We start from the raw sequence: 21,007 nt of genomic DNA, 5'->3' as shown, positions 1-21,007 counted from the left end.
TAGCGGTTATGCGGGGGTTAGGCGGTCTTGCGCTTCTTGGGCTGGCGGAGCACCTGGAGTGAGCGTGAGGTGACGGCCACCAGGTCGCCCGCCTTCCACCCGTCCTCGGCGAACCCCTCCTCCACCGAGTCATGGTTGGTGTCCAGCACCGGCAGCCACCGCGCCCCGAACTCCGTCCCGGGCAGCGTGAACGGCAGGCTCTCGTGGTGGGCGTTGATCAGCAGCAGGAAGGAGTCGTCCACGATGCGCTCGCCACGCGGCCCCGGCTCGGTGATCGCCTCGCCGTTGAGATAGACCATCATCGACTTGGCATAGCTGATGTGCCAGTCGCCCGCCGTCATCTCCTCGCCGCCGGGGGTCAGCCACACCAGGTCCCGCTTGCCGTTGTCGGGGTGGCGGCCGTGGAAGAAGCGGCGGCGCTGGAAGACGGGGTGCTCGCGGCGCAGCTTGGCCACCTCGCGTACGAACTGCAGCAGGTCGGACTCGGCGTGCAACATCGACCAGTCCACCCAAGCCAGTTCGTTGTCCTGGCAGTAGGCGTTGTTGTTGCCGCGCTGGGTGCGGCCGATCTCGTCGCCGTGGGAGAGCATGGGCACGCCCTGCGACAGGAACAGGGTGGCCAGGAAGTTGCGGCGCTGACGGCGGCGCAGCGTGACGATCTGGGGGTCCTCGACGGGGCCCTCGGCGCCGCAGTTCCAGGAGCGGTTGTCGTTGGTGCCGTCGCGGTTGTCCTCGGCGTTGTCCTCGTTGTGCTTGTGGTCGTAGGAGACCAGGTCGCTCAGCGTGAACCCGTCGTGGCAGGTGACGAAGTTGATCGAGGCGACGGGGCGGCGGCCCGAGGACTCGTACAGGTCGGCGGAGCCGGTCAGGCGGGAGGCGAACTCGGGCAGCGCGGAGTGCGTGCCCCGCCAGAAATCTCGGACGATGTCCCGATATTTGCCGTTCCACTCCGTCCACAAAGGCGGGAAATTTCCGACCTGGTATCCGCCGGGGCCCACGTCCCACGGTTCGGCGATCAGCTTGACCTGCGAGATCACCGGATCCTGCTGGATCAGGTCGAAGAACGCGCTCAGCCGATCGACGTCGTGCAACTCCCTGGCCAGCGCCGAGGCCAGGTCGAACCGGAACCCGTCGACGTGCATCTCCAGCACCCAGTAGCGCAGCGAGTCCATGATGAGCTGCAGCGCGTGCGGCGATCGCACGTTGAGCGAGTTGCCGCACCCGGTGTAGTCGAGGTAGTAGCGCCGGTCGCCGTCGTGCAGCCGGTAGTAGGCGACGTTGTCGATCCCCCTGAACCCCAGCGTCGGCCCCATGTGGTCGCCCTCGGCCGTGTGGTTGTAGACCACGTCGAGTATGACCTCGATGCCCGCCTCGTGCAGCGCCCGCACCATGGCCTTGAACTCCAGCACCTGCTGCCCGCGCGTGCCCGCGCTGGAGTAGCCGCCATGGGGTGCCAGGTAGGCCATGGTGTTGTAACCCCAGTAGTTCGTCAGCCCGCGCGCCACCAGGAAGTGCTCGGGCATGTAGTGGTGCACCGGCATCAGCTCCACCGCCGTCACCCCGAGCGACAGCAGGTGCTCGATGATCGCCGGGTGGCCCACGCCGGCGTAGGTGCCCCGCAGGTCGGGCGGCACGTCGGGGTGGCGCATGGTCAGCCCGCGCACGTGCGCCTCGTAGATCACGGTCTGGTGGTACGGGATGCGCGGCAACCGGTCGTTGCCCCACTCGAAGAACGGATTGACCACCACGTTCTTCGGCATGTAGGGCGCGCTGTCCTCGGTGTTGCGCCGCGTGGGATCGGTGAAGTAGTAGGGGAACAGCGCCTGGTTCCAGGTCAGGTCACCGTCGATGGCCTTGGCGTACGGGTCGAGCAGCAGCTTGGCCGGATTGCACCGGTGCCCCTGCGATGGCTCGTAGGGGCCGTGCACGCGGTAACCGTAACGCTGCCCGGGCTGGATCCCCGGCAGGTAGCCATGCCAGACGAACCCGTCCACCTCGGGCAGATCGACGCGTTCCTCGGAACCGTCATCGTGGAATAGGCACAGCTCGACCCGCTCGGCGACCTCGGAGAACACCGCAAAGCTGGTGCCAACGCCGTCCCAGGTGCCGCCGAGTGGATAGGGCTCGCCCGGCCAGACCTCACGCATGTGACCCGATTGTCGCACGCGGAAGTGCTCTTGGTCATTCGGATAGCGTGAACGCTAGAGCAACTCCGCCTCGAGCGTGATCGTCGTGCCGGTCAGGGCCTTGCTCACCGGGCAGTTGGCCTTGGCCGTCTCGGCCGCCTCCTGGAACTGCTCGGCCGTGATGTCGGGAACCTGTCCCTTGACCGACAGGACGATCCCGGTGATGCCCTCCCCGGGCTGGAACGTCACGTCGGCGCTGGTCTCCAGCGAGTACGGCGGCGTGCCCGCGCCGGCCAGGCCGTGCGCCAGCGCCATCGAGAAACAGGAGGAGTGGGCGGCGGCGATGAGCTCCTCGGGGGAGGTCCTGCCGCCGGCGTCCTGGGACCTGGAGGCCCAGGTGACCTCGAACGTGCCGACGCCCGAGGTGTTGAGCGAGACGTTCCCGGAACCGTCGATCAGGGCGCCCTTCCACTCGGTCGTGGCGGTGCGGGTGGTGGCCATGGTGCGTGCTCCCTCCATCGTGGACTTCCGACCTTATCGCGCGCCGAAAGAGTCTTGTGGCTCGGTCATCCGGCTCTACTTTTGGGGCGAATAGTGACATGCTCGGGTCGCGGCGCACCTGCCGCCTGGGTCCGGATTACACGGGAGTGTGGTGCCAGTGGAGGCACCGTACGACGACCGCCTGTTGCACCAGCGGGTGGTCGGCGGCGATGAGTCCGCTCTGGGGGAGGTCTACGATCGGCTTTCCTCGCTGATCTTCGGTCTCTCCCTGCGGGTCACCAGGGACCGGGTGATCGCCGAGGATATAACACAGGAGGTGTTCCTGGTCTTCTGGGAGCGGCCGCTGGCCTATGACCCGGAGCGCGGCACGTTGCGCGCCTGGCTGGCCACGATCGCGCACCGCCGGGCGGTCGACCACGTACGGGCCGAGGAGCGCAGGCGGGTCTCCGCGCTCGGGCCCAGGCTGTTCGAACGCGAACCCGTGAGGCTTGAGGACACCGTGCTCGCCGCCGACGAGGCCCAGCGGGTCCGCCAGGCGGTGATCGCGCTGCCCGACGGCTTACGCGAGGCGGTGGAACTGGCCTATTTCGGCGGAAGAACGTACCGGCAGGTCGGCGAGGAGCTCGGCGTGCCGGAAGGAACGGCCAAGTCACGCATCCGGCTGGCGCTGCGGCGCCTGGCGGACGCGCTGGCGGAGGAAGAAGTTTGAGTTGACGCCCGGCTGCCGCACACGGCGGGGGCGGATGTACATGCGCACGGAACAGTCCAGGTGGACGTACTTGCGCGAAGGAGGTGTGATGGACCCCGTCGAGCGTCTTTACCTGGATGCGTTGATGGAGGACCAGGAGGTGCCGGCCCACTCGCTGAGGCCCCAGCTCCTGGCCGGAGCCCGGGCACGGCGCCGACCGGCGGCCCCCACCGCGGGCTGGGCGGAGCCGTACGCCGGCCGCGTGGCCGCCATGGACGCGCTGCTGGCCTCCGCCGTGGATGACGACTGGTCGCGGACCATCGTCGAGGGCTGGACACTACAGGAGCTCGTCGCCCACCTGGCGGCCTCGGACGGCCTGCTGGCCGCGTCCGTCGGCGCTCCCGTGCTGGGCCCGCCGATCGCGGCGCCCGACACGCTGAGCCGTACGAGCGACGTCCAGGCTTATGAGCGGGCCCGTAACCCCGAGCAGACGAGAAGGGACTGGCGGGCCCAGGCCGACGCCCTCTGCCGTCACCTGGCGGAATTGCCGCCCTCCACCCCGGCCACGTTGCACGGCATGGAACTGGTGATCACCGACCACATCCTGGCCAGGGGCCTGGAGACCTGGGTGCACACCGTGGACGCCGCCCAGACGGCCGGCCTGCGACTGCCCCGCCCGATCGTGGAACACCTGCATCCCATGGCGGATTTCTGCGCCCGCCTGCTGCCCTGGACGATGCTCTTCGGCGGCCTCGACGGCTCCGGCCGCACGGTCGCCCTGACCCTGACGGGTGAGGGCGGCGGTGACTGGCGGGTCGCGCTGGGCGTGGCGGATGCCGAACCCGGCGAGCCGGACGTGCACATCACAGCCGACGTGATGACGTTCTGTTTCCTGCTGGGCGGCAGGGGGGACCCCGACAATTTCCCCGGCGAGCTGGAAGGCGACCTGGCGCTCGCGCGGGATGTCCTGACCACGGCTCCCGCTCTTTCAGGCCCTTAATCCCCGCAAAAGGGGTTAATTCCGCACGACCATTCACCACGTATAACGCAAATGGCGCCCAGTGGTAATCACTGATTTGACGGGTTGTTTGGGTTCGTGGAGGTAAATGGGATTCCGTGCTTGGGTACGTCTGCCTCTGTCCGGATGCCTTAAGCAAAAGGGCAGCGGATTCCGGGTCGAACTACCCAGGACGGAAGAGTGCACGTGAATACCGAAAATCGCAAACCTAGGCGTATCGCGGCAGCGGCCCTGGCCGGCGCCGCGGCAGCCCTCGTACTTCTCCCCGTGGGCCAGGGAGTCGCCGGCGCGAGCGCAGGCGCGGCCGTCGTCCCGACCGGCGTCGGGTACGTGGCGAACGAGAAGCCGGTGGTCGGCTGCGGGGACCGCTGGTGCGGGCGCGGCTGGTGGGGGCGTCGCTGGTACGGCGGCCACCACGGCCACAACCGGCACCACTACGAGCACAACAAGTACTACTCGGGCCCGAGGAACCACAAGCCGCGCACGGAGCCCGCCCCCGAGAGGGAGGAACCGGTCAAGGAGGAGCCGGTCAAGGAGGAGCCCGTCAAGGAGGATCCGCACGGCGATGACGGCGGCTGGGGCGACTGGTCGCCGTTCAGGGACGGCGACGACGAGGGATAGCAGACGGACGGATGCCGTGGCCGCGCGATCGGCCGCGGCGTTCGCCCTCCCGTGTGGCCGGCCGAGGCCCGCCGAGGCGGTCCTGGCCGTGCGTCGTCTAGGCTCTGCGCATGACGAGAGGGGGTCCTCGTGGCGGGTGAGGTGACGGGGCTTGCCGGGTTCCTGTACGAGTTCGGGCTGCTCAAGCGCTACAAAAGGACCGGCTGGCTGGTCGCGGGCGTACGGGATCCCGAGAGCATAGCCGAGCACTCCTTCCGAGCGGCCGTCATCGCCGCCGTGATCGCCGGCATGGAGGGCGGCAACCCCGAGCGGGCCGCGTTCATGAGCCTGTTCCACGACACGCAGGAAACCCGCATCACCGACATCCCCTACATCGGCAAGCGCTACCTCAAGGCCACCGCCAACGAGGACGTCACCGCCGACCAGGTGCGCGGCCTGCCGTCCGAGGTGGCCGACATGGTGAGCGGGGCGGTGGGGGAGTACGAGGACAAGAGCACCCTCGAAGCCGTCTGCGCCCGCGACGCCGACAAGCTGGAGTGCCTTCTCCAGGCCGTGGAGTACCGCGAGCAGGGCCACCAGAACGTCCAGGGCTGGATCGACAGCTCGCTGGCCGCGATCACGACCGAGACCGGCAAACGCCTGGCCGAGGAGGCGCTGAGCACGGGGACCCTGGACTGGGTGACCCGCGTGCTCAACGGCGACTGACGACCTTGCCGCTCGCTCGTCTCACTCGTCTACGGGGCCGCTGACCAGCTCCCTGGCGTACTCGTCGTCGCTCTCCGCCAGCACCCGGGCGGCGCCCTGCTCGGCCCGCTCGTCCCCGCGCCGCGCCAGCCCGCGCGTGGCCTCGGCCACCGTGCGCAGGTCGGAGTCCGACAGCCGGGCCGCCAGCGCCTCCCTGATCCGCGGCGTGTCGCCGGACAGCCCCGCCAGCCCCGAGGTCGCCCAGTCGCGGATCTCCGAGTCCTCGTCCCCGGTCATGGAGATCAGCAGCTCCAGCCCCTCCTCGTGGTCCGCCGGCAACACGTCGGCCAGCGCGATCGGGTCGGTGACCGTGCGCTTGTGCCCGGGACGCCCGATGATCTCCAGCACGTGCGGCAGCGCCCGCGGATCGCCCTGGTGGCCGAGCGCCGACAACACCGAACGCAGCACCTGCGGGTTGCCCTCCGTGGTGACCATCTTCTGCACCAGCGGCAACGTCCTTTCCAGGTACGGCTTCTCCCCGTCGGCGAACCCGAACTGGGCGATCGCGTCCACCCCGAACTCGCGCTCCCTGGCGTCCTCGCTCACGCACAACCGCGCCAGCGCCTCGTACGTCTCCTCGTCCGCCCGCCTGCCCAGCGAGTCGGCCACGATCCACCAGGTCTCGGCGTCCTCGTCCACGTCGCGGTGCGCCAGGGCCCGCGCCACGAGCTGCTCCACCGGCGTGTAGATGCCCGCCGCGTCCTCCAGCAGGGTCGCGATGGCGGCGTGGCCGCGCTGGGCCTGCACCTGCTCGCTCTGCCCGCCGTCGGCCGAACGCCCGGCCACGGTGACCAGTTCGGTGCCGTCCTTGGCGTACTGGCGGGCCACGACGTACTCCCAGCCGTCCTGCTGGACCTGGTCGAGCAGCGCGGTCTCCAGGTGCACGCCGACCCAGTCGATCGCGATCTCCAGCGGGGTGTCGCCGTCACCGTCGTACTTCTCGTGCTCGGCGCCCGCCTCCAGCAGCGCCTGCACCACGCCCAGCGCGCCGCGCCTGGCGGCCAGGGTGAGCGGGGTGTCGCCGTCGTCGTTGGTGGCGTTCACGTCCGCCCCGGCCGCGATCAGCACCTTGCCGACGGCGGCGTGGCCGTTGGCGGCGGCCCAGAGCAGCGCCGTCCAGCCGCCGCTCTCCCGTCCGTCGACCTCGGCGCCGGCCGCCAGCAGTACGCCGGCCACCTCCGTACGGTCCCAGGCGGCGGCCGCGCACAGCGCCAGCCCCTCTTCTTCGCCTTCGCTCGGCCTGTTGGGATCGGCGCCACTGGTGAGCAGCTTGGCCACGGTCTCGGTCTCGCCGTTCAACGCCGCGCGGTAGAGCTGTTCCTCATGCATGACAGGGACCCTAGCCTGGTCCGGCCGCGCCCCGGGCCAAGGCTGGGGTCCCGTGTCATGACGTGGTACGCGCCCAACCCCTGGACCGGTTCAATGTGCACGTTTCGATGGACGAGAAAATCATGCGAAAGGAGGAGCAACTTCGCGGCGCAAACGCGATATGTTGCGAGTATGACTGATCCCGGTGAGCTCCGCGCGTCGGACGCCGAGCGTGAGGCCGTCGTCGAACAACTCCGTATCGCCTCCGTCGAGGGCAGGCTGACGCTCGTCGAGCTCACCGACCGCACGGAGGCCGCCTACACCGCGACCACGCACGCCGAACTGGCCCTGCTCACCCAGGACCTGCCCGCGGCCGGCGTCGCCGCCCCCGCTCCCGCCCCGGCGACGGAGGGCAGGAAGCGGCGGTGGTTCGTCGGCGTCATGGGCGACTCCAAGCGCCGCGGCAAGTGGCGGATCGACCAGGAGCTGGGCGCGGTCGCCGTGATGGGCGACGTCGTGCTCGACCTGCGCGAGGCCGAGGTGCGTACGAACAGCGTGGACATCCTGGCCGTCTCCGTGATGGGCGACGTCAAGATCATCGTTCCCGACGGGGTCTACGTGGACCTCGACGGCGTGGCGGTCATGGGCGACAAGAAGGTCAAGGTCGACCAGGCCGCCCCCGGCAAGAACGTGCCCGTGGTCCGGGTGAAGGCGTACGCCGTGATGGGCGACGTCAAGGTGGTCGGCGACTCGCACGCGCAGCCGCTGCAGCGCGGGTTCGCGGCCTGGCGCGAGCACTGGCGCCAGCTCCACGGCGACGACTGGCGCGAGATCGGCCGCCAGTTGCGCGAGGAGGGCCGCGAGCTGCGCAGGCAGCTCCGCGACGACCGCATGTACCGCGGCTACTGACCCACGGCTGACAACTGACGCAGGGCACCGCTCAGGGACGCCGAGAGCGTCCCTGAGCGCGTTCAGCCGGCCAGGGTCGCCGGTTCCCGCCTGGCCGCCTCGTAGCGTTCCAGCAGCACGTCCACCAGCTCGGGAGCGGGTCCCAGCACGTCCGCCACCACCTCGGCGCCCGCCGCGAGCGTGTCGCGGCGCACCTTGTCGGCGAAGTAGCCGGGAGCCAGCAGATACGGCGCCACGACCACCCTGGGCGCCCCCGCCCGCACGAGCGCGGCGACCGCCCCGGCCGGGGTGGGATCGGCGGCGGAGGCGTACGCGGGCGAGACGGTCCACCAGCCGGACCGCCGCCACACCCGCGCCATCTCCGCGATCACCGCGTTGGCCCTGGCGTCGCTCGAACCCGCCGACACCAGCACCACCGCCGTGTCCGGGTCTCCCGCCGGCACGCCCGCCTCGCCCAGCCGTCGCTCCAGCGCGGACAGCAGCAGCGGATGCGGGCCCAGCGTGTGCCCGTAGCTCACGCGCAGGCGCGGCTCGCGCGCCCGCGCCTCGTTCAGCGCCGCGGGCAGGTCCACCCTGCTGTGGTAGGCCTCGGTGAGCAGCAACGGCAGCACCACGGCCTCCTGCAGGCCGCTGAGCGCCCGGCCAAGGGTCGGGGCGCAGTGGTCCAGGTACGCCACGCGCACGTCCAGCGGCACCTGTTCGAGCAACGCGGCCACGGTGACGGCGGCGCGCGGGTCGCGTGACCCGTGCGCCACCGCCACCAGTGGCACGCGGCCGGGGGCCGCCCCGCCTGCCAACGGGACGGATCCCCCGCTGGGGATCACAGGTGAATGCCGCATTCGACCTTCCCCAGGCCCGCCCAGCGTCCGCTGCGCGGATCCTCACCCTCGGCGACCTGCCGCGTGCAGGGCGCGCAGCCGATCGAGGGGTAGTTGTCGTAGTGCAACGGGTTGATCAGCACCCCGTTGTCGGCGATGTAGTTGTCCACGTCCTCCTGCGTCCAGGCGGCGATCGGGTTGACCTTCACCATCTGCCGCTTGGCGTCCCACTCCACGACCTTGGCGTCCGTCCTGCTGCGCGACTCGTCGCGGCGGATGCCGGAGATCCACGCCAGGTACGGCTCCAGCGCCCGGTTCAGCGGCTCCACCTTGCGCAGGTAGCAGCACAGGTCCGGGTTACGGCCGAACAGCCGCGGCCCGAGGTCGCGATCCTGCTCCGCGACCGTCCGCGACGGCTTGATGTCGATCACGTTGACGTCATAGACCTGCTGGACGGCGTCCCGCGTGCCGATGGTCTCGGCGAAGTGGTAGCCGGTGTCGATGAACAACACGTCCACGCCCGGTTTGACCCTGCTCACCAGGTCGATGAGCAGGGCGTCACTCATCGAGGAGGTCAGGCACAGCCGGTCGCCGAACGTCGCCGCCGCCCAGCGGATGATCTCGCGGGCGGGGGCGCCCTCCAGGAACTTCGCGGCGGACTCGACGATGTCCTGCAGGTCGAGCGTGCCGCGCTGTTCCGTCAAACCGACTTCGATGTCGACCAGCGTCATATCTTCACTCCGATTCCAAGGAATTTCAGCTTGAAGGCACGAGCGCAGGCGCGGCAGTACCAGCCGCCACCCGTCGCGGGCTCGGCGACATTCAGATCGCCCTCGTAGGGTTCCAAATCCTCATCACCGCAGTATGGGCAGTGGAAGGGGACCGCTCGTGTGGTCATTTCAGGTCGGCCTCATCTGCTCGCTGGACCCAGTCGGCGAAGGACTCGCCTTCCTTCTTCTGGCTGTCGTAGTTGGACACGACGCGCGAGACGTAGTCCGGCAGCGCCTTGGCGGTGGTCTTGAGGCCGCGTACCTTCCTGCCGAACCCGGCGTTGACGCCGAGCGAGCCGCCCAGGTGGATCTGGTAGCCCTCGACCTGGTCGCCGTTCTCGTCCACGACGAGCTGGCCCTTCAGGCCGATGTCGGCGACCTGGATGCGGGCGCAGGAGTTGGGGCAGCCGTTGAGGTTGATGGTCAGCGGCTCGCTGAAGTCCGGCAGCCGCCGCTCCAGCTCGTCGATCAGGTCCATCGCGGCGCCCTTGGTCTCGACGATGGCCAGTTTGCAGTACTCGATGCCGGTGCAGGCCATCGTCTGGCGGCGGAACGTGGAGGGGTTGACCTGGAGGTCGTTCGCCTCCAGCTCGGCCACGATGGAGTCGACCCGGTCGGGCGCGATGTCGAGGACGACCATCTTCTGCTCGACCGTGGTGCGCACCCGGGAGGAGCCGTGCCGCTCGGCGATGTCGGCGATCAGATGCAGCTTGTCGCCGTCCACCCGGCCCACCTTGGGCGCGAAGCCGACGTAGAAGTTGCCGTCCTTCTGCGGGAAGACACCCACGTGGTCACGCCGGTTGCCGCGCGGCAGCTCGGGCGCCGGCCCGTCGGGCAGCCGCTCCTTGAGGTACTCGGTCTCCAGGATGTCCCTGAACTTCTCCGGTCCCCAGTCGTTGACCAGGAACTTGATCCGGGCCCGGTGCCGCAGCCGCCGGTAGCCGTAGTCGCGGAAGATCCCGACGACGCCCTCGTGGACGTCCGCGGCCTGCTCGGGGCGTACGAACACGCCCAGCCGCTTGGCCAGCATCGGGTTGGTCGACAGGCCGCCGCCCACCCACAGGTCGTAGCCGGCCTCGCCGTGCTCGTTGACCACGCCGACGAACGCCACGTCGTTGATCTCGTGCACCGTGCAGTGCGCGGGGCAGCCGCTGAGCGCCGTCTTGAACTTGCGCGGCAGGTTGGAGTACGCGGGGTTGCCGACGACCCGGTCGTACATCTCCGTGATCTGGTCGGAGGCGTCGAGCACCTCGTCGGTGTCGATCCCGGCCAGCGGGCAGCCCATGATCACGCGCGGGGTGTCGCCGCACGCCTCGGTGGTGGACAGGCCCACGGCCTCCAGGCGCTCCCAGATGTCCGGCACCGACTCGATCTCGATCCAGTGCAGCTGGATGTTCTGGCGGTCGGTGATGTCGGCGGTGCCGCGGGCGTAGTCGTTGGAGATGTCCGCGATCGCCCGGAGCTGGGCCAGGTCGAGCTGGCCGCCGTCGATGCGCACCCGCAGCATGAAGTAGCGGTCGTCGAGCTCCTCCGGCTCCAGGATCGCCGTCTTGCCGCCGTCGATCCCGGGCTTGCGCTGGGTGTAGAGACCCATCCAGCGCATGCGGCCACGCAGGTCCGCCGGGTCGATCGAGTCGAAGCCCCGCTTGGAGTAGATGTCGATGATGCGCTGGCGAACGTTGAGGCCGTCGTCGTTCTTCTTGTTCTCTTCGTTCTTGTTGAGCGGCTCACGGTAACCGAGAGCCCACTGGCCTTCGCCGCGCGGGCGCTTGTGGTGCCGGCTGGCAGGAGTCCGGCTGGCAGGGGTGCTCATTGCGCGTCCTTAAGATCATGGGCGCGCGCAGTGTTCCTCCTGCCTCATCGTCGAGGGCAGGGCTGGAGAGGAGGCGTGCGACGCGCTCAGCGGTGGAAAACGATGTGGGCTAACGGGCGTCGCAACAGATGGCACTGCGGACACGCTGAAGATCGACGTGGCGTCGACCGACAAGCATGGGGTCCGCTGGCATACTCCTGAGATTACTCTGACCGTCCGAGATGTCCAAGACCGGGTCCAGAGTGTGGGATAGTGGTCACCCTTGGCGTGGCCAGTCCAGCCCTGACTCCTTGGGCTGCGCCTGCTCTTTCTTGTGCTGGCAATCACACCACGAGCCGCCCCGGCAGTCCTCGTGGCGCCTGTCCTTGCAGCTGTCGCAGATCACACCCGCATTATCCCTCCCTGAGCGCGGGAAGACCGCCGAACCCCCAAGTCAGGGGTTGATCAGGGTCATACCGGATGACCTGGGCGGCATGATGGGTGCCATCCTGACACCATGCGTACAATCCTGAACGTCATCTGGCTGGTCTTCGCGGGCATCTGGCTGGCCATGGGCTATGCGCTGGCCGGAATCATCTGCTGCATCCTGATCGTCACCATCCCGTTCGGCATCGCCTCGTTCAGAATCGCCGCGTACGCGTTGTGGCCGTTCGGCCGGACCGTGGTACGCGACCCCGACTCGGGCGTCTTCTCCCTGCTGGGCAACATCATCTGGTGCGTGGTGGCCGGCATCTGGCTCGCCATCGGCCACGTCGTGACCTCCATCCCGCTGTTCATCTCGATCATCGGCATCCCGATGGGCGTGGCGAACATCAAACTGATCCCTGTTTCTCTGCTTCCTCTGGGCGCGCGCATCGTGGACAACGACTAAGGGACGTCTGCGGACGTAAGCTGTTCCGAAGAGTCACTGCTAATACCGTTGGGTGCCATGACGTCCACCGAAGCCCCTCCCCGGTCCAAAAGAGGGCTGCGCTCCCACGCCCGGGCCAGGCTGAACTGGGTGCTCGACACCAAGTCGTGGGCGACCGTGCGCGCCTCGACGAACGCCGGCGTCACCTACCGGGTCACCGGTCTGGCGGGTGAGGCGGCGTTCTTCGCGCTGCTGTCACTGCCGCCCTTCGTGCTGGGCCTGATCGGCGTGCTGGGCAAGCTCGGCACCTGGCTGGGGCCGGACGTGGTCACCCAGGTGAAGACCTGGGTGATCGACCAGGCGGGCCTGATGTTCACCGACGACGCGCTCAACAAGGTGATCAACCCGCTCATCACCGACGTGCTCAGCGACGACGCCGGCAAGGTGTCGATCATCTCGCTGGGCTTCCTGCTGTCGCTCTGGTCGGGCTCCAGAGCCCTGTACGTCTACGTGGACCTCATCTCCGTCGCCTACGGCCTGGGGGAGGAGCGCGGCATCATCCGTACCCGGCTGATGTCGTTCGGCCTCTACGTCATCGGCCTGATCATCGGCATCATCGTCATGCCGATCCTGGTCGTCGGCCCGACCCTGATCAAGGACGCGCTGCCCAGCGAGTACGGCATCGCGATCGACCTGCTCTACTGGCCGGTCGTGATCATCGGCTCGGTGTTGTTCCTGACCGTGCTCTACCACGTCAGCGTGCCGGTGCGGACGAAGTGGTACCGCGAGCTGCCGGGGGCCATCCTGGCGCTGTTCCTGTGGATCGTCTGCGCGGCCGTGCTCCGCGCGGTGCTGGCGGCCTGGTTCTCGCCCGTCTCGGTCTACGGCTCGCTGGCCGCCCCCATCGCGCTGCTGCTCTGGCTCTACATCACCGCGCTGGCCGTGCTCATCGGGGCGATTCTGAACGCGGAGGTGGACCGGCTCTGGCCGGGCGAGGGCAGGAACAAATAACCATTCCGCCACGGGGGTAGTGGTTCAACTCGGTCCGCCACGGCGTACGCAAGGACACCGGCCGCATCGACCTCTTGGCCATGACGGTGGTCACTCCTGACCTCGCGCAAGCGAGCGCCCCACCGCACGGGCTCCCATGTGCGGCGGGGCGCTCGGTGCGAAGCGGGGTGGGCCGGAGTACCCCGTTCGCGGTGACCGGTCGGTGGCCCGGAGGACTGGGCCCGTTCCGACCGGGGAGGGCCTCGCGGGAGACGGGACCGAATCGTCGCCCGCTCGGCCTCAGCTTCAGCCGAGGAACACGTAGTCGGCCCCGTAGGGGACCTCGGCCTGGGCGCCCGGCCGGCAGGAGCCGGTCGGGGCGAGGCCGCCCGTGGTGTTCAGGCGCAGGATCTGGGTGGTGTGCGCGAGCAGGCCGGTCTTCGCGCCCGCCTGGGTGGCGTCCAGGACCAGTTCGGGGATGTTGTCGCCGTTCGGCGTCTTGGTGACGGCGGTGCCGCGCACGGCGCCGCCGTCGGGGGCGATCCACTGCGGCGGGCCCGAGGCGGGCGTTACGAACGAGTGGTCGATGTCGCGCCGCAGCTTGGCCGTCACGCCGTACTGGGTGAAGCCGTGGCCGCCCGCGGGAAGCCGCGTGCAGGCGTAGATCTGCCGCCCGCGCAGCACCTCGGCGGTCAGCGCGCGCGGGTGGGTGAACGGCTCGGCGGACGACTGCCCGCGTACCGCGCCGCCGTCGAAGTCCGTGGTGTGCAGGTTGGAGTAGTACGCGCCCGGGTTCGCGGCGATGCGCTTGACGACCTTGGCCGGGACCGGGGTCTCGCCGGAGACGCCGGTCACGTTCTCGGGCAGGCCCTTCGCCGCCGCGAACAGGTCGGCCACGACCGCGCCGTTCCTGCCCGCCGAACCCTTGTGCAGGTGCCCGGCGGTGACCCGGCCCAGGCCCGTCCAGGAGGCGGTGTAGGCGATCGAGGAGCCGTTCGGGCGCAGCCACCACACGGCCCTGCCGTCGGTGTCGCCGCGCTTCTTGCCGTCGTCCTGCGCGACCTCCCGGCCCCCGTCGGCCTGCGAGGAGAGCGTGGCCTGGTCGCTGCCGTGCAGCACGCCGCCCAGGTCGATCGGTTTGCCGATCCGGTGGAACTGGCCGCGTAACGCGCCCTTGGGATGGGCGGAATCGTGGAGGTTGGCGTAGAAGGCGCCCGGGTTCGCGACGAGTTTCTCGATCAGGTCGTTGCTCGCGATGACGGTGCCGGTGACGCCGCGTACGGAGGAGGGCAGGGACTCGGGCAGGAACGGCAGCGCGACGTCGCCGTTGACGCCCCTGGCGCCGGCGTGCACATGGCCCGCGGTGGGAGTGCCGATCTTGTTCCACCGGGCCGCGAACGTCACCTCGTTCCCGCTGATCTTGAGCACGACCGTCGAACGGCCGTCCTTGTCGCCGGGGGCGCCCACCTCGTTCGCGCCGCGCAGCCCCGCCGCGAGATAGACCTCGTCACCGGAGGCGTGCGCCGGCGCCGCCGATACTGCCGAGACTGCTGGGACGATCAGCGCACTGGCCGCCAGAGCGCCAGAAATCATGAACTTTCGGTAAGACATGATGAAACCTCGTATAAGGCTCGATATTCCGGTCGGTACGGCAAGCAGTACGCGCCGGGAGCCGCCCGGGTTCAACGCTCGAATGCGTAAATTTCCACAGAACCTCTGACCTGCCCGAGTGCACGCGAAAGCACGCGAAAAGCCCTCCCGCGATGGGGAGGGCTCATTCGTCCAACGTCGCCGGTCAGGTCTTGATGGTCAGCAGCTTCCTGCCCGCCGAGGTCACCACCTCGAAGTGGTCCACGTCCCCCAACTGGGTGGCGCTGCCGCCGTGCATGTAGAGCGGGTCTGGGGAACCCGGCACTCCGTACCCGGCTGGAGGCACGGACCATCCGGTCATCACCCGTCGATCGCCCGACTTGGCGACCGAGACCAATTCGCACTCCAGCGGCCCCTTCACCCCGGACAACTTCAGCGCCGCGTGCGTGCCCCAGCCCTTCGACTCCACCACGAGCCCGCCGGTCACCCCGTCCACGCCCTTGCCCTCGATGGGGCGTCCCGCGGCGTAGAACTGCTCGGCCGGGCCCATGTTCGCGCCCATGGCATGGTCGCCGTGTCCCTGGGCCAGTGGCGCCGTCTCCCCGGCGTCGAGTTGCGTGCCGATCGTCAGCCCGCCCGCCACCAGCGTGACCGCCGCCGCCATCCCGATCACGAACGTGCCCCTGCGCGTCTTCCTGTCGGCCGCCTTCTTGCGCCGCAACATGCCGACCACGTCGTCCTGGCGGTCATGGGAAGGGGGGCCGTCATCCTCGATGGGCCCGATCCCGTTCAGCACGCTGGCCACGCCTGCCAGGTCGGACAGTTCGTACCGGCAGGTGGGGCAGCCGAGGAGGTGGGTCTCGAAGGCCATCCTGTCGTCTTCGTCCAGCAGTCCGAGCGCGTAGGCGCCCACGTCTGTGTGCTCGACTCTTGCAGTCACGCCTTCACCCCCCTCTCCTCAAGTGCGATCCGCAGCGCGCGTACTGCGTAGTAGACACGGGACTTCACGGTGCCGACGGGAATGCCGAGCGCGACCGCGGCGTCGTTGACCGACCGGTCCCGCAGGATCGTCTCGTTGAGGATCTCGCGATGTGCCGGCGACAACGCCTTCAGCGCCTCGGATACGACCACCTGGTGCAGCAGTCCCTCCATCTCGTCGGGCACGGGCATGCTCTCCAGCGGTCCATCACCCGATTCCTGGGGGCGGGCGTCCCTGCGCCGCCGGTCATCGATCACGATACGTCTGGCGACCGTGGCGAGCCAGGGCATCAGCGAGACCGAGTCGGGGTCCAGCCGCTCCGCACTCCGCCACGCCCGGATCATGGTCTCCTGCACCACGTCTTCCGCCCACTGCCGATCGCCCGCGGTCAGCCGGATCACGAAGGCCAGCAGCGGCCTGTGGTATTCCCGGTAGAGCGCGGACACGACCACCTCGTCGTCCGGGCGTACGCGCCGGATCCAGTGTCGTAAGCGCGGCTTGCCCATCGGGGCGGCTCCCTCGGCCGAGGGCGGGGGATACGTGCTGATTCGCATCATTCCCCTTTCTCAGTCCGTCGGGAGGTGGTACGGCCAGTCGACCGGGCCCGGTTCAACGAATCGGGGAAGATAATCCGATTGCATCGCGGGGGACACCCTGCGTAGAGTCACTCAGGTAACTGATCGAGGAGGTGAGGACTATGCGGGTCTCCGTGTTCGGCATGTCCTCAGTCCAGGTCCGGGCGCTCGTCTGACCAGCCCGTTCTCTTTTCTTCACTCCTTCTCGATCAAAGGTCTCACTCCGTTGTCTCAGGATCTTTCGCTGCTCGGCTGGACCGATTTCCGCGTCGCCGAGCTGCCCGCTGACACCGTTCCCGCCCGGGTCTCCCGCGTGGACCGCGGCGCCGCCGAGGTGATCGCGGCCGACGGCCAGCACCAGGCCAGATACAGCGCCCACGTACGCCGCGCCGCCGCCGCCGACCCGGTGGCGCTGCCGTGCGTCGGCGACTGGGTCGCGCTCAGGTGGCTGGCAGAGGGCCGCTACGAACTCGACGAGGTACTGCCCCGTACGTCCGCCTTCGTCCGGGGCGGCGTCAGCCGCGACTCGGTCGGCGGGCTGTCGGGCGACGGCCAGGGCCAGGTGCTCGCGGCCAACGTGGACCTCGTCTTCGTGGCCGAGCCGTCGATGCACTCGAACGACTTCGCCGACCTCGGCCGCATCGAGCGCCTCGTCGCCCTCGCCTGGGAGTCCGGCGGCACGCCCGTCGTGCTCATCACCAAGTCCGACCTCTTCGAGGACGGCCTCGACGACCTGCTCGCCGACGTCCGCCTCGCCGCGCCCGGCGTGGCCGTGCACGCCGTCTCCTCCCTGCACGGGGAGGGGGTGAAGCTGGTGGCCGGCTACCTCGAAGGCTCCCGCACGGCCGTCATACTCGGCCCGTCGGGGGCCGGCAAGTCCACCCTGGTCAACGCGCTGGCCGGGGGAGAGGTCATGGAGACCCAGCAGGTACGCGCGGCGGACGGCCGTGGCCGGCACACCACGGTGCACAGGGAGCTGATCCCGCTGCCGGGTGGCGGCCTGATCATCGACACGCCCGGCATCCGCCGGGTGGGCCTCTACGACATCGGCCAGGGCGTCGACCTGGTCTTCTCCGACATCGAGTCGCTGGCCGAGCAGTGCCGCTTCGGCGACTGCGGGCACACCGGCGAGCCGGGGTGCGCCGTGCTGGCGGCCCTGGAGCGGGGCGAACTGCCTGAGCGGCGCCTGGAGAGCTGGCGCAAGCTGCAGCGGGAGGCCCTGTGGATGGCGTCCAGGACGGATGCCCGGCTGCGCAAGGAGCAGCAGAACAAGTGGAAGATGATCACTAAGGAGATGCGCCGCTCCGGCCGCAACCGCCCCTGACCCCCGCCCGGCGGGGCCGGGCGGGGTGTGGGTCAGCTTTCGTGTGAAGCGGGTAGGCACAGGTCATGCAGCTTTTCGCAGACCGGGCCGACGCGGGGGCGCAGCTCGCCGAGCGGCTGCGGGACGCGCGCGACCCGGTGATCCTCGCCCTGCCACGTGGCGGCGTGGCCGTGGCCGTGCCCATCGCGCGCAGGCTCGACGCCGAGCTCGAAGTGCTCGTGACCAGGAAGATCGGCTATCCCCCGACGCCCGAGCTGGGCGTCGGGGCGATCGCCGAGGGTGGTGAACCGGTGTTCGACCTGCCGCTGCTGAGCCGGCTGGGCCTGACGCCGGAGTCCGTCGCCGACGTGGTGGAGCACGAACGGCGCGAACTGGTCCGCCGGGTACGCGCCTACCGCGGCGACCGCCCCCTGCCGCTGATCGAGGGCCGGGAGGTGATCGTGGCCGACGACGGACTGGCCACGGGCGGCACCGCGCGCGCCGCGCTCAGGGCGGTCGCCACGGCCAAGCCCGCCAGGGTGACGCTGGCCGTTCCGGTCGGCGCCGTCGCCACCGTCCGGTCCATGCGGGAGGAGGCCGATGAGGTGGTGGTGTTGCGGACGCCCACCGACTTCAGGGCGGTCGGCCAGTGGTATGAACGTTTCAACCAGCTCAGCGACGCCGACGTCCTGCACCTCCTGGGCCGGGACTGATCGGCTGTGCGGGCCTGAACGGCCGGATGGGATTGAACGGTCGGGCCCGGCTTGGATGGTTGTGCCGGGTTCGGGCGGTTGGGCCGGGGGTCAGGCGGCGATGATGGCCCAGACGAGTTTGCGGGTGCCGCCGGGTGAGAGCCAGCCCCACGCCGTGCAGAGGGCGTCCACCAGGCGCAGGCCGCGCCCGTACTCCGAGAACACGTCCGGGGCGGCCGCGACCGGGATGGTCCTGCTGTAGTCGGTCACGACGCAGGCGAGCTCGGCCTGATGTGACAGCAGCCGCAACTGCGCGGCCCCGCCCCCGTGCCGCATCGCGTTGGTCACCAGTTCAGAGACCACGAGCTGGGCGTCGAAGGCCAGGTCCACCGTGCCCCAGGCGGTGAGAGTCTGGTCGACGAACCGCCGGGCCGTGGCCACGCACGCGGGCTCCAGCGCGGTGCCTTGATGGAACGGGAACACCGCGTCACACTCACCGGTACGGCCCTCCACCAGGATGGAGGAAAGCCATCGTGGTGGCCGGGCCCCGATGGCGGCTTGCGGCCGAGCGTCGAAAGTCGTCATTCTGGCCCCCGAAGCGCGGTCTGGTGATCTAATGCCCATCTTTACGGGGAGTGCTTACCGATGCAAGACTTTTCGTAGTTTACGGATGCGAAACGCATCTGCACGTGCAGATGACCTAGGAGCAGCGGAGTGAGCGCACAGAGCGCGGAGGGAAAGCTTCTCAGCTATTCGCCGGGAAGCCCGACGGTGCTGCGGATTCTGCTGGGGACCCAACTACGCAGGCTCCGTACCGAAAAGGGTATCTCGCGCGAGGACGCCGGGTACTCGATTCGCGCATCTCATGCGAAGATCAGCCGGTTGGAGCTCGGCCAGGTCAGCTTCAAGCAGCGCGACGTGGCCGACCTGCTGACCCTGTACGGCGTCACCGACCCGGCCGAGCGGGACCCCCTGCTGGCCCTGGCCAAGCAGGCCAACGCCCCCGGCTGGTGGCACAACTACGGCGACCTGCTGCCCGCCTGGTTCGAGGTCTACATCGGCCTGGAGGGCGCGGCGTCCAGCATCCGTACCTATGAGAACCAGTTCGTCCCCGGGCTGCTCCAGACCTCCGCCTACGCCAGGGCGGTGATCGAACTGGCCCACGAGAAGGCGCCCAGAGCCGACATGGACCGCCGGGTGGCGCTGCGGATGACCCGGCAGGAGCGGCTGCAGAGCGGCCTGACCCTCTGGGCCGTGATCGACGAGGCCGTCGTGCGCCGCACGCTGGGCGGCCCCGAGGTGATGCGCGAGCAGATCACGCACCTCCTCGACGTCACCGCGGAGCGCAACATCACCGTGCAGGTCATGCCGTTCGACCGGGGCGGTCACGCGGCGGCCGGCGGGCCCTTCAGCATCCTGCGCTTTCCCGAGCGTGAGCTGCCCGACGTCGTGTACATGGAGCAGCTCACCAGCGCCCTCTACCTGGACAAGACCGCCGATTCCGACCACTACATGGAGGTCATGGACCGGCTGAGCATCCAGGCGGAGGAGCCGAAGGCGACCAGGCGCTTCCTGGAACGGCTCATCTCCGGATAAGTCGCCGATCTCCCCTGTGATCCACTCCATACCGGGATTTTTGGTCGTCCGGTATATGGAGCACTTCTTGCTGCCGTATTGTCAGCTCGCAAACGCGGATGCACGTGCATCCGTAAGATCGCGAGGAGCTGCCCCCATGCACGAGTTCCTGAACGGAACCCCCGCCGGCCGCCTTCCCGTCGTCTGGCGCAAGAGCAAGCGGAGCAACCCCAACGGCAACTGCGTCGAAGTCGCGAACCTGCCCACGGGGGAGATCGCCATGCGTAACTCACGTTTTCCCGAAGGTCCGGCGCTGGTCTACACGCCGGCCGAGATCACCGCGTTCGTCCTAGGGGCCAAGGACGGCGAATTCGACGACCTCATCAACTGACCCGTCTTTACGGTCGGCCTGGCGAAGGGTTTCGGTCACGACTGCTGTGACGGGAGCTCGTTGTGCCAGCGCCACCGCGTAAGGCGCGGACGGCCGGGAAGTTCGGCGCGCCCGGTGGCCCACAGCAGGGTCGGCCAGGGGTCGTTGCCGGACGGGGCGTCGGGGAAGATCCGTGACAACACCCGCGCGCATACGTCGGCGGGCGGGTCCCAGGTCAGGCCGAGCCCTTCGGTCAGGTCGTGCACGTGGACGAGGGTCTCGACGAGGCCCATGGCCGCCGAGGCCGACGCGTCGGCGGGCCCGAAGCCGTGGTGGGCGCGGGCGTGCGGTGGCGCCGTGCGTACCACCGCGGCCAGCAGCGCGCCGCTCGACTGCAGCACCTGTATCAAGCCGGTGACGCCCGCCGCGCGGTCGGCGTGCACCGAGTTCTCCGGGCCGCCCGGCCTGCGGCTTTCCATCGCGAAGGGCACGTAGACGTCGAGCGGCGGCGTGGTGAGGCCGAGTCCCACCGCGTAGGCGAACAGGTCGTCGGCCAGGTGCTCGGCGGTCTCCCAGCAGGTCCATTCGAGGGAGCCCGCCGGAGCGTCCCAGGCCGCGGGATCGGCGGCCTGCCGGAGAGTCTCGACGGCGAGCCGTACGACCTCATCGAGATCGTCGGCGGTCACGGGTGCGGGCTGCTGAGGTGCTGACATGGCAGGAACCCTACCGACGGGCCCCGACAAATCCGACAAATCCGCGCCAGGGCC

The 21,007-nt window shown here is 69.3% G+C and carries 24 protein-coding genes; 11 read left to right on the top strand and 13 right to left on the bottom strand.

Annotated elements, in window-relative coordinates; translation table 11 throughout:
• Positions 1–17: 17 nt before the first annotated feature.
• Entirely contained in the window at positions 18–2,147 is a 2,130-nt protein-coding gene (gene glgX, locus AB0I81_RS07795) for a glycogen debranching protein GlgX (protein ID WP_360651716.1), read from the bottom strand.
• A gap of 54 nt (positions 2,148–2,201) precedes the next feature.
• On the bottom strand, positions 2,202–2,627 hold the full coding sequence (locus tag AB0I81_RS07790; protein WP_360651713.1) for an OsmC family peroxiredoxin: 426 nt from the start codon (positions 2,625–2,627) through the stop codon (positions 2,202–2,204).
• A 157-nt stretch (positions 2,628–2,784) separates the two neighbouring features.
• Between AB0I81_RS07790 and AB0I81_RS07785 the strand changes: the two genes are divergently transcribed.
• The 4 genes from AB0I81_RS07785 (at position 2,785) to AB0I81_RS07770 (ending at position 5,659) form a co-directional block, all read left to right on the top strand.
• On the top strand, positions 2,785–3,336 hold the full coding sequence (locus AB0I81_RS07785) for a sigma-70 family RNA polymerase sigma factor (RefSeq protein ID WP_360651710.1): 552 nt from the start codon (positions 2,785–2,787) through the stop codon (positions 3,334–3,336).
• Between the two features lie 88 nt (positions 3,337–3,424).
• Positions 3,425–4,315, top strand: a complete 891-nt coding sequence (locus AB0I81_RS07780; RefSeq protein ID WP_360651707.1) for a maleylpyruvate isomerase family mycothiol-dependent enzyme — start codon at positions 3,425–3,427, stop codon at positions 4,313–4,315.
• A 285-nt stretch (positions 4,316–4,600) separates the two neighbouring features.
• The gene (locus AB0I81_RS07775; RefSeq protein WP_360651704.1) at positions 4,601–4,954 is read left to right on the top strand and encodes a hypothetical protein; all 354 of its coding nucleotides are present in this window, start codon (positions 4,601–4,603) and stop codon (positions 4,952–4,954) included.
• A gap of 129 nt (positions 4,955–5,083) precedes the next feature.
• Complete coding sequence (locus AB0I81_RS07770; RefSeq protein WP_360651701.1) at positions 5,084–5,659, top strand: HD domain-containing protein; 576 nt, start codon at positions 5,084–5,086, stop codon at positions 5,657–5,659.
• A gap of 21 nt (positions 5,660–5,680) precedes the next feature.
• On the opposite strand, the gene AB0I81_RS07765 is transcribed toward AB0I81_RS07770, so the two are convergent.
• Positions 5,681–7,027 (bottom strand): ankyrin repeat domain-containing protein, encoded by a 1,347-nt coding sequence (locus tag AB0I81_RS07765; protein WP_360651698.1) that lies wholly within the window; start codon positions 7,025–7,027, stop codon positions 5,681–5,683.
• Between the two features lie 171 nt (positions 7,028–7,198).
• Between AB0I81_RS07765 and AB0I81_RS07760 the strand changes: the two genes are divergently transcribed.
• Positions 7,199–7,915, top strand: a complete 717-nt coding sequence (locus AB0I81_RS07760; RefSeq protein WP_360651695.1) for a DUF1707 domain-containing protein — start codon at positions 7,199–7,201, stop codon at positions 7,913–7,915.
• Positions 7,916–7,977: 62 nt separating this feature from the next.
• Here AB0I81_RS07760 and AB0I81_RS07755 read toward each other — a convergent pair whose 3' ends face one another.
• The 5 genes from AB0I81_RS07755 to AB0I81_RS07735 all read right to left on the bottom strand — a co-directional run bounded on the left by AB0I81_RS07755 (position 7,978) and on the right by AB0I81_RS07735 (position 11,509).
• The gene (locus AB0I81_RS07755) at positions 7,978–8,712 is read right to left on the bottom strand and encodes a sirohydrochlorin chelatase (protein WP_360651692.1); all 735 of its coding nucleotides are present in this window, start codon (positions 8,710–8,712) and stop codon (positions 7,978–7,980) included.
• Between the two features lie 23 nt (positions 8,713–8,735).
• On the bottom strand, positions 8,736–9,464 hold the full coding sequence (locus tag AB0I81_RS07750; protein WP_360651689.1) for a phosphoadenylyl-sulfate reductase: 729 nt from the start codon (positions 9,462–9,464) through the stop codon (positions 8,736–8,738).
• Entirely contained in the window at positions 9,461–9,631 is a 171-nt protein-coding gene (locus AB0I81_RS07745) for an Insertion element protein (protein ID WP_360651687.1), read from the bottom strand. Before AB0I81_RS07745 ends, AB0I81_RS07750 begins: the two co-directional genes overlap by 4 nt.
• The gene (locus tag AB0I81_RS07740) at positions 9,628–11,316 is read right to left on the bottom strand and encodes a nitrite/sulfite reductase (protein WP_360651684.1); all 1,689 of its coding nucleotides are present in this window, start codon (positions 11,314–11,316) and stop codon (positions 9,628–9,630) included. Before AB0I81_RS07740 ends, AB0I81_RS07745 begins: the two co-directional genes overlap by 4 nt.
• A gap of 109 nt (positions 11,317–11,425) precedes the next feature.
• Entirely contained in the window at positions 11,426–11,509 is an 84-nt protein-coding gene (locus AB0I81_RS07735; RefSeq protein ID WP_311132608.1) for a putative leader peptide, read from the bottom strand.
• Between the two features lie 303 nt (positions 11,510–11,812).
• Between AB0I81_RS07735 and AB0I81_RS07730 the strand changes: the two genes are divergently transcribed.
• The gene (locus AB0I81_RS07730) at positions 11,813–12,187 is read left to right on the top strand and encodes a YccF domain-containing protein (RefSeq protein WP_360651681.1); all 375 of its coding nucleotides are present in this window, start codon (positions 11,813–11,815) and stop codon (positions 12,185–12,187) included.
• Positions 12,188–12,244: 57 nt separating this feature from the next.
• Positions 12,245–13,177, top strand: a complete 933-nt coding sequence (locus AB0I81_RS07725; protein ID WP_360651679.1) for a YihY/virulence factor BrkB family protein — start codon at positions 12,245–12,247, stop codon at positions 13,175–13,177.
• A 285-nt stretch (positions 13,178–13,462) separates the two neighbouring features.
• Here AB0I81_RS07725 and AB0I81_RS07720 read toward each other — a convergent pair whose 3' ends face one another.
• The 3 genes from AB0I81_RS07720 to AB0I81_RS07710 all read right to left on the bottom strand — a co-directional run bounded on the left by AB0I81_RS07720 (position 13,463) and on the right by AB0I81_RS07710 (position 16,171).
• Entirely contained in the window at positions 13,463–14,749 is a 1,287-nt protein-coding gene (locus AB0I81_RS07720; protein WP_360651677.1) for a CHRD domain-containing protein, read from the bottom strand.
• Positions 14,750–14,951: 202 nt separating this feature from the next.
• Entirely contained in the window at positions 14,952–15,686 is a 735-nt protein-coding gene (locus AB0I81_RS07715) for a zf-HC2 domain-containing protein (protein WP_360651674.1), read from the bottom strand.
• Positions 15,683–16,171 carry a sigma-70 family RNA polymerase sigma factor gene (locus tag AB0I81_RS07710; protein WP_360652049.1) on the bottom strand — a complete coding sequence of 163 codons (489 nt, stop codon included), beginning with the start codon at positions 16,169–16,171 and terminating at the stop codon, positions 15,683–15,685. Before AB0I81_RS07710 ends, AB0I81_RS07715 begins: the two co-directional genes overlap by 4 nt.
• A 355-nt stretch (positions 16,172–16,526) precedes the next feature.
• On the opposite strand from AB0I81_RS07710, the gene rsgA reads away from it, so the two are divergent.
• Positions 16,527–17,624 carry a ribosome small subunit-dependent GTPase A gene (gene rsgA, locus AB0I81_RS07705; protein ID WP_360651672.1) on the top strand — a complete coding sequence of 366 codons (1,098 nt, stop codon included), beginning with the start codon at positions 16,527–16,529 and terminating at the stop codon, positions 17,622–17,624.
• Positions 17,625–17,689: 65 nt separating this feature from the next.
• On the top strand, positions 17,690–18,316 hold the full coding sequence (locus AB0I81_RS07700; RefSeq protein ID WP_360651669.1) for a phosphoribosyltransferase family protein: 627 nt from the start codon (positions 17,690–17,692) through the stop codon (positions 18,314–18,316).
• 90 nt (positions 18,317–18,406) lie between these two features.
• Here AB0I81_RS07700 and AB0I81_RS07695 read toward each other — a convergent pair whose 3' ends face one another.
• A complete protein-coding gene (locus AB0I81_RS07695) occupies positions 18,407–18,880 on the bottom strand; it encodes an ATP-binding protein (protein ID WP_360651666.1) in 474 nt (157 codons plus the stop codon).
• 129 nt (positions 18,881–19,009) lie between these two features.
• Between AB0I81_RS07695 and AB0I81_RS07690 the strand changes: the two genes are divergently transcribed.
• Both AB0I81_RS07690 and AB0I81_RS07685 read left to right on the top strand, forming a co-directional pair.
• Positions 19,010–19,891, top strand: a complete 882-nt coding sequence (locus AB0I81_RS07690; RefSeq protein ID WP_360651663.1) for a helix-turn-helix transcriptional regulator — start codon at positions 19,010–19,012, stop codon at positions 19,889–19,891.
• Positions 19,892–20,027: 136 nt separating this feature from the next.
• Positions 20,028–20,261, top strand: coding sequence for a DUF397 domain-containing protein (locus AB0I81_RS07685; RefSeq protein WP_360651660.1), 234 nt, complete (start codon positions 20,028–20,030; stop codon positions 20,259–20,261).
• 35 nt (positions 20,262–20,296) lie between these two features.
• On the opposite strand, the gene AB0I81_RS07680 is transcribed toward AB0I81_RS07685, so the two are convergent.
• Positions 20,297–20,953 (bottom strand): maleylpyruvate isomerase N-terminal domain-containing protein, encoded by a 657-nt coding sequence (locus AB0I81_RS07680; protein WP_360651657.1) that lies wholly within the window; start codon positions 20,951–20,953, stop codon positions 20,297–20,299.
• Positions 20,954–21,007 lie beyond the last annotated feature (54 nt).

It is taken from the genome of Nonomuraea sp. NPDC050404 (genome assembly GCF_040655495.1).
In the GTDB taxonomy this organism is placed as follows: Bacteria; Actinomycetota; Actinomycetes; order Streptosporangiales; family Streptosporangiaceae; genus Nonomuraea.
Note: the sequence above shows the minus strand (reverse complement) of the source record. Positions and strands in the feature narration are given on the sequence as shown.